This is a genomic window from Brevundimonas aurantiaca (assembly GCF_904830995.1).
GTDB lineage: Bacteria > Pseudomonadota > Alphaproteobacteria > Caulobacterales > Caulobacteraceae > Brevundimonas > Brevundimonas aurantiaca.
On record NZ_CAJGVD010000002.1, the window covers coordinates 95897 to 110069 of the forward strand.

At 67.4% G+C, this 14173-nt stretch carries 11 protein-coding genes; 7 read left to right on the forward strand and 4 right to left on the reverse strand.

The window, feature by feature from the left end:
* The first annotated feature begins 1 nt into the window (after nt 1).
* The 7 genes from JMT67_RS15635 (at nt 2) to JMT67_RS15665 (ending at nt 6964) form a co-directional block, all read left to right on the forward strand.
* Nucleotides 2-253 (forward strand): ACT domain-containing protein, encoded by a 252-nt coding sequence (locus JMT67_RS15635; protein ID WP_166621380.1) that lies wholly within the window; start codon nt 2-4, stop codon nt 251-253.
* Nucleotides 253-1500 carry a 2-isopropylmalate synthase gene (locus JMT67_RS15640; RefSeq protein ID WP_201464129.1) on the forward strand — a complete coding sequence of 416 codons (1248 nt, stop codon included), beginning with the start codon at nt 253-255 and terminating at the stop codon, nt 1498-1500. Before JMT67_RS15635 ends, JMT67_RS15640 begins: the two co-directional genes overlap by 1 nt.
* Nucleotides 1493-2917 carry a 3-isopropylmalate dehydratase large subunit gene (leuC, locus tag JMT67_RS15645; protein WP_201464130.1) on the forward strand — a complete coding sequence of 475 codons (1425 nt, stop codon included), beginning with the start codon at nt 1493-1495 and terminating at the stop codon, nt 2915-2917. The genes JMT67_RS15640 and leuC overlap by 8 nt, the downstream gene beginning before the upstream one ends.
* Before the next feature lies 1 nt (nt 2918).
* Complete coding sequence (gene leuD, locus JMT67_RS15650) at nt 2919-3503, forward strand: 3-isopropylmalate dehydratase small subunit (RefSeq protein WP_201464131.1); 585 nt, start codon at nt 2919-2921, stop codon at nt 3501-3503.
* Nucleotides 3503-4609, forward strand: coding sequence for a 3-isopropylmalate dehydrogenase (gene leuB / locus JMT67_RS15655; RefSeq protein ID WP_201464132.1), 1107 nt, complete (start codon nt 3503-3505; stop codon nt 4607-4609). The genes leuD and leuB overlap by 1 nt, the downstream gene beginning before the upstream one ends.
* A gap of 219 nt (nt 4610-4828) precedes the next feature.
* A complete protein-coding gene (locus JMT67_RS15660) occupies nt 4829-6178 on the forward strand; it encodes an ammonium transporter (RefSeq protein WP_201464133.1) in 1350 nt (449 codons plus the stop codon).
* Between the two features lie 84 nt (nt 6179-6262).
* A complete protein-coding gene (locus tag JMT67_RS15665; RefSeq protein ID WP_182714320.1) occupies nt 6263-6964 on the forward strand; it encodes a TorF family putative porin in 702 nt (233 codons plus the stop codon).
* A 64-nt stretch (nt 6965-7028) separates the two neighbouring features.
* Here the strand turns inward: JMT67_RS15665 and JMT67_RS15670 are convergent, their stop codons facing one another.
* From JMT67_RS15670 to JMT67_RS15685, 4 genes are all read right to left on the reverse strand, one after another.
* Nucleotides 7029-9401 carry a glucan 1,4-alpha-glucosidase gene (locus JMT67_RS15670; RefSeq protein ID WP_201464134.1) on the reverse strand — a complete coding sequence of 791 codons (2373 nt, stop codon included), beginning with the start codon at nt 9399-9401 and terminating at the stop codon, nt 7029-7031.
* Nucleotides 9402-9409: 8 nt separating this feature from the next.
* A complete protein-coding gene (locus JMT67_RS15675) occupies nt 9410-10342 on the reverse strand; it encodes an alpha/beta hydrolase (RefSeq protein WP_191555249.1) in 933 nt (310 codons plus the stop codon).
* Entirely contained in the window at nt 10339-11871 is a 1533-nt protein-coding gene (locus tag JMT67_RS15680; RefSeq protein ID WP_201464135.1) for an MFS transporter, read from the reverse strand. The genes JMT67_RS15675 and JMT67_RS15680 overlap by 4 nt, the downstream gene beginning before the upstream one ends.
* Before the next feature lie 169 nt (nt 11872-12040).
* The gene (locus JMT67_RS15685) at nt 12041-14101 is read right to left on the reverse strand and encodes a glycoside hydrolase family 97 protein (protein WP_201464136.1); all 2061 of its coding nucleotides are present in this window, start codon (nt 14099-14101) and stop codon (nt 12041-12043) included.
* Nucleotides 14102-14173: the final 72 nt, after the last annotated feature.

The following is a 14173-nucleotide window of genomic DNA, read 5'->3' on the forward strand; positions in this document are numbered from 1 at the left end:
GATGAGCAACACGATCCACATCCAGATCGACCGTGCGGACGGTTCGCTTCAGCGTCTCATCGGTCTTGTGGAGCGCCGGGGCTTCCACATCGACGGCATCAACATGGCCGACGAGGGCGCCTTCCGTCGGATCGCCCTGACCATCCGCGGCCGCGACGCCGGCCGTTGCATCGAAAACCTGGGTCGCCAGATCGACCGCCTGTTCGGCGTGCGCCGGATCGGCAACGACATTATTCAATCCGAGGCTGCGTAATGACCGCCGAACAAGTACGAGTATCCGGCGTATCCCGAACTGAGGAGATCGCCGCCGACCCCAACCGGGTCATCGTCTTCGACACGACGATGCGGGACGGGGAGCAGGCGCCGGGCTTCTCCATGACCGCCCAAGCCAAGGTGAAGATGGCCCAGGTCCTGAAGGACCTGGGCGTCGACGTTATCGAGGCCGGCTTCGCCGCCGCCTCGCCCGGCGACGAGGACTGCATCCGCCGCGTGGCCGGCGAGGTCGAGGGGCCGATCTTCTGCTCCCTGTCGCGCGCCAACGAAAAGGATATCGACGCCAGCTTCCGCGCCCTGCAGCCCGCGCCGAAATCCCATCGTCGCTGCCATACCTTTATCGGCACCAGCCCGATCCACCGCACCGCCAAGCTGAAGATGTCGACCAACGAGGTGCTGTCGACCGCCGTGCGCGCGGTCGAATACGCCCGCACCCTGTTCGACGACGTCGAGTTCTCGGCCGAGGACGCCTTCCGCACCGAGCCTGAGTTCCTGGCCGATGTGCTGGAGGCCGCCGCCGACGCCGGCGCCCGGACCCTGAACGTGCCCGACACCGTCGGCTATGCGACCCCGGAGGATGTTCGTGAAACCTTCCGCGCCTTGGCGGCGCGCATCCACAAGCGCCACCCCCATATGATCTTTTCCGCCCATTGCCACGACGACCTGGGCATGGCGGTCGCCAACTCCTTGGCTGCGGTCCAGGGCGGGGCGCGTCAGGTCGAAGGGGCGATCAACGGCATCGGCGAACGGGCCGGCAACGCCTCGATCGAAGAGGTCATCATGGCCCTGAAGGTCCGCGAAGACCGCTATGGCGTCACGACCGGCGCCGACAGCCGTCATCTGGTCCGCGCCTCCAAGATCCTGTGCGAAATCACCGAGACGGTCATCGCCCGCAACAAGTCGGTGGTCGGCATCAATGCCTTCGCCCACGAGGCCGGCATTCACCAGCACGGCATGCTGGCCGACAGCCGCACCTATGAGATCATGCGGCCCCAGGACGTGGGCTTCGAAGGCAGCTGGTTCGTTCTGGGCAAGCACTCGGGCCGCCACGCCATCGCCAAGCGGGCCGAGACCATCGGCCGTCCGATCGAGGGCGAGCGTTTGGCGGCCGTCGTCGCCGGCTTCAAACAGCGCGCCGACCAGATCGGCGAGATCAGCGACGCCGAACTGATCGCCATCATTGATCGCGTCGACGGCGTTGAGGAGACGGTGGCCCAGTATGCCTGATCCAAAGACCCTGTTCGACAAGGTCTGGGACGCCCATGTGGTGCGCCCGGAGACGGCGGATACGCCGGGGGTTCTGTATATCGACCTGCATCTGGTGCACGAGGTCACCAGCCCCCAGGCCTTCACCGAAATCGAGGCGCGCGGCCTGAAGGTGCGCCGGCCCGACCGGACCTACGCCACCCTGGACCATTCGACCCCGACCCTGCCGGCGGGGCTGAACGGGCTGAAACCCTATGTCACCCCCCAGGCCGAGGCCCAGGTCCATACGCTGGAGCGGAACTGCGCCGCCCACGGGGTTCCGCTGGCGGGCTGGGGGTCCGAAGATCGGGGCGTGGTCCATGTCATGGGGCCGGAGCTGGGCCTGACCCAGCCGGGCATGACGGTCGTCTGCGGCGACAGCCATACCGCCACCCATGGGGCGTTCGGAGCCCTGGCCTTCGGCATCGGCACCTCGGAGGTCGGCCATGTGCTGGCGACCCAATGCCTGTTGCAGCGCAAGGCCAAGGCCATGCGGGTGACGGTGAACGGACGGCTGGAGCCCGGCGTCTCGGGCAAGGACGTCGCCCTGGCCGTCATCGCCGCCATCGGCTTCGGCGGCGGCACCGGCTATGTCATCGAATACGCCGGCGAGGCGGTGCGGTCGCTGGACATGGAAGGGCGAATGACCCTGTGCAACATGTCCATCGAGGCCGGCGCCCGGGCGGGGATGATCGCGCCGGACCAGACCACGATCGACTGGCTGCGCGGCCGCAAGCACGTCCCCGCCGACTATGAGGCGGCGACGGCCGAATGGCTGAAGCTGGCCACGGATCCGGGCGCGACCTTCGACAAGGAAGTCGTGATCGACGGCGCCGCCATACGTCCGATGGCGACCTGGGGCACGACCCCTGACGCCGGCGCGCCGATCGGTACGCCCGTGCCCCAACCCCAGTCGGATTCCGACCGCAAGGCCATCGCCTATATGGGCTTCACCGCCGGCGAGGCGACGACCAGCCAGCCGGTGGACGTGGTCTTCATCGGCTCCTGCACCAACGGCCGCCTGCCCGATCTGCGCGTCGCCGCCGAGGTTCTGCGCGGCCGCAAGGTCAAGCCCGGCCTGCGAATGCTGGTGGTTCCCGGTTCGGAGGCCGTTCGCCGCGCCGCCGAGGCGGAAGGCCTGCACGAGGTCTTCATCGCCGCCGGGGCCGAATGGCGCATTCCCGGCTGCTCCATGTGCATCGCCATGAACGGGGATTTCGTCGCGCCGGGTCAGCTGGCCGTCTCGACCTCCAACCGCAATTTCGAGGGCCGCCAGGGCAAGGACGCCCGCACCATACTGGCCAGCCCCGCGACGGCTGCGGCGACGGCGGTGGCCGGTGTGCTGACCGATCCGCGCGTCTTCCTGAACGACGCCGTGCGCGAAACGGCGGAGGCCTGACATGTCCGAACCCTTCCAGGTCCTGACCTCCCGCACGGTGATCCTGAGCCAGGCCAATATCGACACCGACCAGATCATTCCGGCGCGGTTCCTGACGACGACCACGCGCGAGGGTCTGGGCAAGGCGGCCTTCTATGACTGGCGCTATGAGGCCGACGGTTCGGAAAAGCCCGAAGCCATTCTGAACCGGATCGATCCGGCCGAGCATCGCATCCTGCTGGCGGGCAAGAATTTCGCCTGCGGCTCGTCGCGCGAACATGCCCCCTGGGCCCTGTACGACTATGGGTTCCGGGCGGTGATCTCGACCGAAATCGCTGACATTTTTACATCTAACGCCTTGAAAAACGGCCTGCTGCCGATCGTCGTCAGCCAGGATGTCTGGGACGATCTGGCGTCGCAGCCGGACCAGCCGGTCACAATCGACCTCGAAGCCCGGGAGATCCGGCGCGGCAATGCCCAGCCCGTGCCGTTCGAGGTCGAATCCTTCGCGCGCCAGTGTCTGTTGAACGGGGTGGACACCCTGGGCTGGCTGCAATCAAACCTGCCAGAGATCGAAGCCTTCGAGCGTTCGAGAGAGACCGTCTGATGACCCAAGCCGCCCCCAAGACCTATGAGATCGTCCTGTTGCCCGGCGACGGCGTCGGGCCGGAGGTGACGCGGGCCGCGCGCGACGTGCTGGCGGTCATCGGCGACTTCTACGGCCACAACTTCAACTTCACCGAACATCTGATCGGCGGCGCCGCCATCGACGAGACGGGCGAGCCCCTGCCTGAGGCGACGCGCGCCGCCTGCGTCGCCGCCGACGCCGTCCTGCTGGGCGCGGTGGGCGGCCCCAAATGGGACGGCGGCAAGCGCCGGCCCGAGGAAGGCCTGTTGGCGATCCGCAAGGCGATGGGTCTGTTCGCCAATCTGCGGCCGCTGCAGGTATCGCCGGTCCTGGCGCACCGTTCGCCGCTGAAGAAGGAGATCGTCGAGGGCGTCGATCTGATCGTCTTTCGCGAACTGACCGGCGGCGTCTATTTCGGGGAAAAGACCCGCACCGCCGACCGCGCCACCGACCTGTGCGAATATACGGTCCCTGAGATCGAGCGCGTCGCCCGCGCCGCCTTCCAGACGGCCCGCCAGCGCCGCGGCAAGGTGACTTCGGTCGACAAGGCCAATGTGATGGAGACCAGCCGCCTGTGGCGCGAAGTGGTCACCCGCATCCATGCCGAGGAGTTCCCCGAGATCGCGCTGGAGCACGCCCTGGTCGATTCCATGGCCATGCACCTGATCAGGAAGCCCCGCGAATATGACGTCATCCTGACCGAGAACATGTTCGGCGACATCCTGTCGGACGAGATTTCGGTGCTGGGCGGCTCCATCGGCCTGCTGCCGTCGGCGTCGCTGGGCACGGAAGGGCCGGGCCTGTTCGAACCGATCCACGGGTCGGCGCCGGACATCGCCGGTCAGGATCTGGCCAATCCGGTCGGCACGATTCTGTCGGCGGCCCTCTTGCTGCGTCACAGTCTGAAGCTGGAGGCCGAGGCGGATTCCATTGAGGCCGCCGTCGCCGCCGTCCTGGCGGCGGGCGCCGTGACCGCCGATCTCGGCGGAGCCCTGGGCACGCGGGGGGCGACCGAGGCCGTCATCGACGCCATCCGCGCCATTCACTGGGCGACGGCGCACCGGGTGCAGATGCACTGGGCCTGAGGGGCGTCGCGCCGCCCCTGAATTTCATGCCGGGAACAGCGTTCCTTGAAACATGAATCTGAACCTTAAGCCTCGCACGACGAATGGATCATGCGAGGCTTAACTTTTTTGACAGGACCGTTGCAAGAAAGTTGCACCGTTTCAGCCTGACCCCCTTGCGTCGAACGCGATTGCAGTAAAACCTTCGCACTTGCGAGATTGCTAAGGGGGTATTTGCTTATGTCGCACGTTTGGAATCGACTTCCGGGGGGCGCTGCGCTCCTGCTTCTGACCATCGGGCTCTTTTACGCCGGCGGGGCCTTCGCCCAGACGCCGGAGGCGGCGCCCGCCCTGCTGGCGCACCAGTCGGCGCTGGAGCTGGACGGCGCGGGCACGGCCTGGCTGGGCACGTCCACGGCCCTGGTCCTGCTGATGACCCTGCCGGGACTGGCCCTGTTCTACGGCGGCATGGTGCGGCGCAAGAACGTCATCGCCACCATCACCCAGTCGGTCGGCGTCTTCGCCGTCGTCTCCCTGGTCTGGTTCATCGCGGGCTACAGCATCGCCTTCGGCGCCAACGCCGACGCCGCGCTTCAGCCCTATGTCGGCAGCCTGGACATGCTGTTCCTGAACGGCGTGACCCTTGGCACGGCCAACAGCCTGCTGACGGGCATTCCGGAATATCTGTTCATCGCCTTCCAGATGACCTTCGCCATCATCACCCCGGCCCTGGTCACCGGCGCCTTCGCCGAGCGGATGAAATATTCGGGCCTGCTGCTGTTCACGGCCCTGTGGTCGCTGCTGATCTATTCCCCCATCTGTCACTGGGTGTGGGGCGGCGGCTTCCTCGGTTCCGCCGGCGTGCTGGACTTCGCCGGCGGCGCGGTGGTTCACGTCAACTCGGGCGTGGCCGGTCTGGTCTGCGCCATCTTCCTGGGCCGCCGCAAAGGCTATGGGGTCGAGCCGATCAATCCGCACAACCCTGTCCTGACCATGATCGGCGCCTCGCTGCTGCTGGTCGGCTGGATCGGCTTCAACGCCGGTTCGGCGGGCGCGGCCAATGAGCTGATGGGCGTGGCCCTGCTGAACACGGTGCTGGCCGCCGCCGCCGCCGCCCTGACCTGGAAGATCATCGAACTGATCGAAAAGAAGAAGGTCTCGCTGATCGGCATGCTGTCGGGCGTGGTCGCCGGCCTGGTCGCCATCACCCCTGCGGCCGGCTTCGTCGATCCCAAGGGGGCGGTCATCATCGGCCTGATCGCCGGTCCGGTCTGCTACATCTCGTCGGTCTGGATCAAGAAGCTGCTGCGCTACGACGACTCGCTGGACGCCTTCGGCATCCACGGCGCGGGCGGCCTGATCGGCGCCCTGCTGACCGGCGTCTTCGCCACCACGGCGATCAACAGCCTGTCGGAAGGCGCCAATGTCGGGGCCCAGGCCATCGGCCTGGCCTGGACGATCGCCTATAGCGCGGTCGGGACCTTCATCATCCTGGTGATCTGCAAGTTCACCACGGGTCTGCGGGTCAGCGAGGCGGAAGAAGCCGCCGGTCTGGACACCTCGCTGCACGGCGAGGCGCTGGAACACTGAAACCGGAGGGTGCGGCCCGCCGGCCGCGCTCTCCCAATTCTTCGGCGCTCGCCGACCTCTCTCGAATCATAAGGGATAATGACAATGGACTTCAAAGTGTTTCGTTTGGCGGCTGCCGCCGCTGCGACCGTCGGGCTGTTCGGCCTGGCTGCGCCGGCTTCAGCCCAGAGCAACGTCGATGTCTCGGTAAGCGGGAATTTCGGCATCGTCACCGATTACGTTTTCCGGGGCGTCAGCCAAACCAACGAAGATGCCGCTATCCAGGGCGGCCTGGATCTGACGGCAGGCGGTTTTTACGCCGGCGTGTGGGCCTCCACAGTCGATTTCGGGGACACGACGGACGCCGAGGTCGATATGTATGGCGGTTATCGTTGGGAAGCGGCCGGCTTCGCCTGGGATGCGGGTCTGGTAGGCTATACCTATGCTAAGGAGCCCGCCTTTGCGGACTACACGTACGCCGAAGCGAAGCTGGGCGTGTCCCGAGCGTTTGGACGGGCGACCGTAGGCGCGGTGGCCTACTATTCGCCTGACTTCTTCGGCGTGGATGATGAGGCGACCTATGCGGAAGTGAACGCCACCTTCAGTCCGATTGACAAGTGGACGGTTTCGGGAGCGGTCGGCAAGCAATGGCTGGACGTCAGCGACGACTATCTCACTTGGAATGTCGGTGTCGCTTATGCGCTCACGGACGATCTGGCTGTGGACGTCCGCTATTACGACACCGATGTCGATAATGCGGCGAACTATGAGGACCGTGTGGTCGCCGGGATCAAGGTGGCGTTCTGATCCAGCGGTTCGTTTGATAGGCTGAATGAGGCCCCGGAGCACTGGCTCCGGGGCCTTTTTCGTATCAGCGGGCGTAGCGGCTTTCGACCGGCTCGTACCGATCCCACACCTTGCCGTCGGCCAAGGACCGCAGCAGCTTCAGATATTCGGCATGGGTCCAGGCCAGGGGGGTGGCCGAGTCGGTGTTCTGGCCCAGGGCGTAGTCGCGCTCGGTCGGGTCGCCGACCCCGTCCCAGACCTGTTCGGCCAGCATCAGCCCGTCATTGGCGAACCGCTCCATGCCGCGCACATAGGTCTGGCGGATGGCGGCGATGTCGGCGGCGGACGGAGCGCCGTTCAGGCTGACGCGGGCCAGCTCATAGTGGCCGCGCTCGCCGGTGAAGAAGGGCCAGACCCGCCCCCGCTGACCAGGGCTCATCTGCCCGCCGACGCCGTAGTTGGCGCCCGTGACATGATCCTCGCCATAGCCGTCGACGCCGTAGCGGCGCCAGCCCGGCGTCTGGTCGCCCTCCGGCCCGAAGTCGTAGCGGACCCGGTACAGGTCCTCCAGGCTCTGGTCGTCATAGACGGGCAGGGTCGACAGGATGTGCGGATCGTCGGCCTTTCGCACCCCGTAGCGGACCAGTTCCAGGAAGCCGCCGTCCACGACCCGGTCCTCCTGGGGCGCGATCTGGCCGTTGGCGGCGCCGATCGGGGCCTTGTCGTTCGGGTTCTCGTTCTGAGTGATGCGGATGAAATAGCGGCCGTCGCCGAAGTCGCCGCTGGTCGTGAACATCCGCTCTTCGATCTTGGAGGCGTAGCTGTCGGCGGCGAGCTGATAGCGGGTCGCTCCCGCCGCATCGCCCGAGGCGCGCGCCATTTCGGCAGCGACCGTCAGCCCGGCCACCACGGCGGCGGTTGTGGAGGGGGAATAGCCCTGCTGCTCTTCCCACCGCTCCTGCTGGGTGAAGGGCGGCTTGATCTCGGCGTCGTTCCACAGAAGGCCGATCTTGCCGCCGTCCACCAGGAAGTCGGCCGCCGGCTTCAGCATCGAACGATAGTGGTCGGCCATCTGGGCGTCGGACAGCCAGCCCAGCTTCCACAGACGATAGCCCAGCATGATCGGCATGGCCGTCTGGTCCAGCTGGACCGCCACCCATTCCAGTTCGCCGTCCACATGGGTTTTCTGCAGGAACCAGCCGCCGACGCCGGTATTGCCGGGCGTGTTCGGGCCGACCTGGACCTGGGGCAGATAGTTGAAGGCCGCCAGCGGCGTCTCCTTGTCGCCCAGGGCCGCCAGGGCCATGGCCACCTGATAGAAGTCGCGCGGCCAGACGGCCTTGTAGCCGGTGGAGGACTTGGAGGCGTCCACCGTGTCGCCCCAGGGGTTGGACAGGGAGGCGATCAGGGCGCCGGCATGGGTGCGGTCCTCCTGCACCTTCAGCATCAGGGCCGAGGCGTAGGCCAGCTTGCCTCCGTCCGTCGCCTGTTCGGCGATGCGCGGCAGTTCGGTCAGGGAGGCGACATAGTCCTCCCAGCCGATGCGATCACCCTCGCCGTTGAACCGGGCCAGAACCTCGTCCAGGCCGACAGCGAAGGCGCCGTCCGCCGCCGCCTGGGCCTCGGCCTCGCTGGAGCCGAAGCCGATCACGAAATCTCGGCTCAGGCTCTGCCCCTGACGCAGGCGCGGCAGGGCGCCCGTCATCATCGTATTGCCCGCCGTCTCACCGGTGGAGGCGTAGGTCCAGTCCATCCGGCCGTCCTTCAGGTCGGTCAGACCGTCCGAGGCGCCGACGAAGCCGACGCCGGCCTTGTCGAACGGACGGCTCGGCTTGAGCACCAGATGGGTGTCGCCTTCCCAGGCATGGAAGGCCTGGCGCGTGACCTGACCCCGGTCGTCGACGCCGGTGTTGGCGATGTGCGGCTCCAGCAGCAGATAGGGCGTGGCCTCTCCGCTCAGGGCCGTGATCTTGACCCGCAGCACCAGGGCGTTGCGGTCCGGGTCGGTGAAGATGCGTTTCTCGATTTCGAACCGGCCGGCCTTGTCGCGCGTGGTGACCCTATAGGCCGGCGACAGGGGGCGGCCCTGGGCGTCCGTATGCAGATATTCGGTCTGCTCGGTGGTGTCGGCGCCCTCCACAGCCAGGCCGTCAGGGGTGACGACGGCGAAGCGAAGCGCCTTGATCTGGGCCTCGTGGATCAGGCCGTACATGGTTTCGGTCAGAACGCCGTCGGCGATGGAGAACCAGACCTTCGACACCGCGCCGGTCGGGCCGCCGTCACGGTACTGGCCGTCGACATAGGCTTCATAGGAGGCCCCGGCGCCGGTCTTGGCGGCGCTGGACCAGGTAGGCGGATCACCCGGCGCGCCCGGAGCGATCCCGGACTGGGCCGAGGCGGCCGAGGCGAGCGCCAGGCCGGCGGCGCCGGCGAGGCAGAAGGAACGGAAGTGACGCATTGTGGTCCTCACGGGTTGCGCGTGGGGGCGGGGGAAAGAAGAAAGCTCAGGGGAACGTCCAGCCGCTGGTTCCACGAGGCCTCATTGTGCTGGGCGCCGGGGAAGACCAGGCTCTGGAAATCGCCGGGGCCGTAGCCGCGACGGCGGAAGACGGCGTCCACCTGGGTCTGGAAGGCGGCGTAGAACTGATCCAGGGTCTCATCGCCCCGGTCGAAGTAGAAGCGGTTCGCGCCGGGCGCCGGCAGGCCGCGCTCGATCACCCCGGTCCAGGCGGCGACCAGACGTTCGCGCCAGGCCTCCAGGCCTGGGCCGTCCAGACCTGTGACCCGCAGCGGCCAGTGGGTCGATAGACAGGCGGCGGCGGAGAAGACTTCCGGCCGCTTCATCACCGCATACAGGGAGATCAGCCCGCCCATGCTGGAGCCGCTGATCAGGGTGTCCTCGCGGCCGGGCAGGGTGCGGTAGGTCCGGTCCACGAAGGGTTTCAGCTCTTCGGTCAGGAAGCGGATATAGCAGTCCGACAGGGGCGGGCCGCCATAGACGGCCTGAACATCGCCGCGCATGTCCTCGGGCAGGGCCGCGATCAGATCGGCCGGAACATATTCCCGCAGGCGAAGATCCGTGTTCCAGACGCCGACCACGATGGGGGCGCGCACCTGACCGCCCGCGATCAGCCGCGTCAGATGCTCGTCCACCCCCCATTCCCCGAAGTTGGCCGTCGAGGGATCGAACAGATTCTGTCCGTCGTGCATGTAGAGGACGGGATAGGCCGCATCCGACGCCTCATAGCCGGGCGGCAGCCAGACGGAGACGTTCCTCGCCTTCACATGGGCCGAGGTCACGGCCTCGTGGAGGATCAGACGACCGGCCGCCGTCTGCGCCCGTGCGGCGCCGGCGAAGGGCAGGGCGGCCGCCAGGGCTAGGAGCGCGCGGCGGTTCACGCCCTTTGCTCCCGCACCCTCAGGGCGCTGAAGGCCGCCAGCAGGAAGGAGGCGGCGCCCAGCACCAGGGCCCAGATCGCCTGTCCGCTGAAGAAGTGCTTCAGAATCAGGCCCAGCACCGTGGCCGCCAGCAGCTGGGGCACGACGATGAAGATGTTGAACACGCCCATATAGACGCCCATCTTCCGCGCCGGCACAGCCGCCGACAGGATGGCGTAGGGCATGGAGACGATCGAGGCCCAGGCGAAGCCGACCCCGACCATCGGCAGCCACAGCAGGCCCGGCTCGCGGATCAGGAAGACGCCGAACAGACCCGCCGCGCCGAGCATCAGCATCAGGGCGTGGGTCGCCCTGCGGCCGATCCGCCTGGCCAGAACCGGCAGGGTGAAGGCCGCCAGGGCCGCGACCCCGTTATAGACCCCGAACAGAACCCCCACCCAGTCGGCCCCGGCGGCGTAGGCGGCCGAGGTGGTGTCGGCCGTGCCGAAATGGACGCTGGTCACGGCGGCGGTGGTGTAGATCCACAGGGCGAACAGGGCGAACCAGCTGAAGAACTGGACCACCGCCAGGTCGCGCATGGTCTGGGGCATGCGATAGACGTCGTTCAGGATCTCGGTCACGGCGTTGGCGATGCGGCGGCGCTGCATCATGCCCACGGCGATCTGCAACAGGCCGAAGCCGACGAAGAAGCCGGCCAGGACCAGCAGCTCCTTCTCCAGATCGAGAGCGGCGATCAGCACCAGGCCAAGGGCGCCCAGGACGGCGCAGATCAGGCCGGACCCCAGCCAGCCGCGGACGCTGCGGGCCGGCGCCTCGGGCGCGTCGTCGGCGGGGGCGGCGCCGAGGGCCTGAAGCCGCGTCCGCTCGAAGGCGGCGAGCTGTTCGGGGCTGTATTCGCGGGTGCTCAAGACCGTCCACAGCACGGCCGTGAACAGGCCGGCGGCCCCGACATAGAAGGCGATCTTGACCGACAGGGGCACGACGCCCGCCTCGGCGGTCGAGACGACGCCGAAGACGTTCGACAGCAGCCAGGGCAGGACCGAGGCGAAGACGGCGCCCGCGCCGATGAAGAAGCTCTGCATCGCATAGCCGGCGGTGCGCTGCTCCTCCGGCAGATTGTCGCCGACGAAGGCGCGGAACGGCTCCATGGTGATGTTGATCGAGGCGTCCATGATCCACAGCATGGCGGCGGCGAACCACAGGCCGGGGCTGTTGGGCATGGCGATCAGGGCCAGGGTGGTCAGGATCGCCCCGACCAGGAAATAGGGGCGGCGACGCCCGAACCGGGTCCAGGTCTTGTCGCTGAAATGGCCGACCAGGGGCTGGACCAACAGGCCGGTCAACGGCGCGGCGATCCAGAGGATGGCCAGGCTGTCGACCTCGGCGCCCAGGGTCTGGAAGATCCGGCTGGTGTTGGCGTTCTGCAGGCCGAAGCCGATCTGGATGCCGAAGAAGCCGACGCACATGTTCCAGATCGCCAGGCCGGACAGGCGCGGGCGGCGGGAGAGGAGGGGGGCGGCGGCGCTCATGACCTTCCCCCGCTTGCGGGGGAAGTGTCGCGTCGTGGCGCGCAGCGACACGCGTGACGATGGGGGGAGTTCAGCCTTCTGTCAGAAGACTTCCCTCTCCGACCCTGGATCGCTGCGCGATCGACGGGCCACCTCTCCCGCAAGCGGGAGAGGATCTGAAAGTCGCCCATCACCGACGCCCCCGCCCGAACGGCACGAACCGGATCGCCTGGCCGCCGCCGGGCGCGAGCGCCAGCGTCAGCGTGTCCGCCGACGTCACCTCGCGCTGCTCGATGACGATGTCCTCGCGCTTGCCGCGATAGTCGGCGTCCGGCCCGTCGCGATAGATTTCGGCCCGGTAGCGCCGGCCGGGGTCCAGGAAGTCCAGAGGCGCCGTAAGGACGCGCGGATGCTCGTCGGTGATGGCCCCAAGGGCCCAGACGTCGGAGGTCCGATCCTTGCGCGCTATGGCGACATAGTCGCCCATCTCGGCCGCGAGCACGCGGGTCTCGGCCCAGTCGACCGGCACGTCCTTGATGAACTGGAAGGGGCCGGGATTGGCCTCGTAATTGACCAGCAGATCGGCCGCCATCTGGATCGGGCTGTAGATGACGACATACAGGGCCAGCTGTTTGGCCCAGGTCGTCTGCACCCCGCCGGGGCTGCGCGTCTCCATGCCGAAGATGCCGGGCGTATAGTCCATCGGCCCGGCCAGCAGGCGGGTGAAGACCAGGTTCGGCTCGTGCTCGGGCGGATTGCCGGGATTGCCCCAGGCCGAATACTCCATGCCGCGCTGGCCCTCGCGGCTGATGATGTTCGGATAGGTGCGGCGCAGGCCCGTATCCTTGAACGGTTCGTGGGCGTTGATCGCCACCTTGTGGCGCGCGCCCGCCTCGACGACCTTCATATGGTGCTGGGCCATGGCCTGGCTCTCGTGCCAGGCCATCACCATCCGGCCGTCCGGCCCGGCGACGCGAGCGCCGCCTGCGTCGGCGACATAGCCGGTCTTGACCGAATGGACGCCCAGCCGCTCATACAGGGCCATGGCCGGTTCGAGCTGCTGCTCATAGTGGAAGGCGTTGCCGCCGGTTTCGTGGTGGCCGATCAGCTGGACGCCCTTGGACCGGGCGTGGGCGCAGACCGCCTCGATGTCGAAGTCGGGATAGGCTTCGGTGAAGCTGAAGTCCGAACCATTGGCGAACCATTGGCCGTCCCAGCCCTTGTTCCAGCCCTCGACAAGCACCCCGCCCAAGCCGTGCTCGGCGGCGAAGTCGATGTGTTTGATGGCGTTCTCGGTGGTTGCGCCGTGTTTGGGGCCGGAGTTCCAGCTCTTCAGATCCAGATGCATCTCCCACCAGACGCCGACGTATTTCATCGGCTTGAACCAGCTGACGTCGCCCAGCCTGTTGGGCTCGTTCAGGTTCAGGATCAGGCTGGAGTCGATCAAGCCCGCAGCGCTGTCCGAGATCTGCAGCGTCCGCCAGGGTGTGTTGAACGGCGCCTGGCGCACCACGGCGGCGTTGGTCAGGCCGGGCGTCAGCTGGGCGCGGAACTTGGTGTCCTCCGACCGGCGCAGGTTCATCCCGGCGTAGTCGATGCAGGCGGCCTCGTGGATCGAGACGTGCAGGCCCGACCGTCCCTTGACCGTCATCGGCGTCTGAGCGCTGCCGACCGCGCTGATCGGGGTGCGGCTGTAGAGGTATTCCTCGCGATTCCATTCCCAGGCGGGGCACCACAGGGCCTCGCCGTCCTCGGCCAGGTTGAACTCGGTGATCTCGGAGCCGATGCGAACCGTCTTCAGGGCCGGCTGGTCCGGGAAGTCGTAGCGGAAGCCCAGGCCGTCGTCATACAGGCGGAAGACCACGTCGACGCGCCGTTGCAGCCCGCCGGTCTCGGCATAGGAGACCCGCCATTCGTTATAGTGGTTGCGGATGAAGCGGCGCTCGCCCCAGGGCTGCTCCCAGGTCTCATCGAAGGTCACCGGCTGACCGGCCGTGATCGCCAGGCCGCGCTCGAGGGCGGGGGCGTCGGTCAGCAGGAAGCCGAGCTTGGAGGGGGCCACGACCATCCGCCCCTGACGCAGCACCGCATACATCGGCCGGCCGTCGTTGTCGGTGAAGGCCTCAACCGTCAGCACCCCGCCGGGCGAAGAGGCGCGGGCGTGGGTCGGCGCGGTCTGGGCGCGAACGCCCGTGGCGCCGAAGGCCAGGATCGAGGCGCCGCCGAGGGCCAGGAAGGATCTGCGCTTCATCTGTGAACTCCGTTACGCCGCCTCTTGCCAACCGCTGCGAACGGTGGCTGAAACGTTTGCAGAAAAATTTGC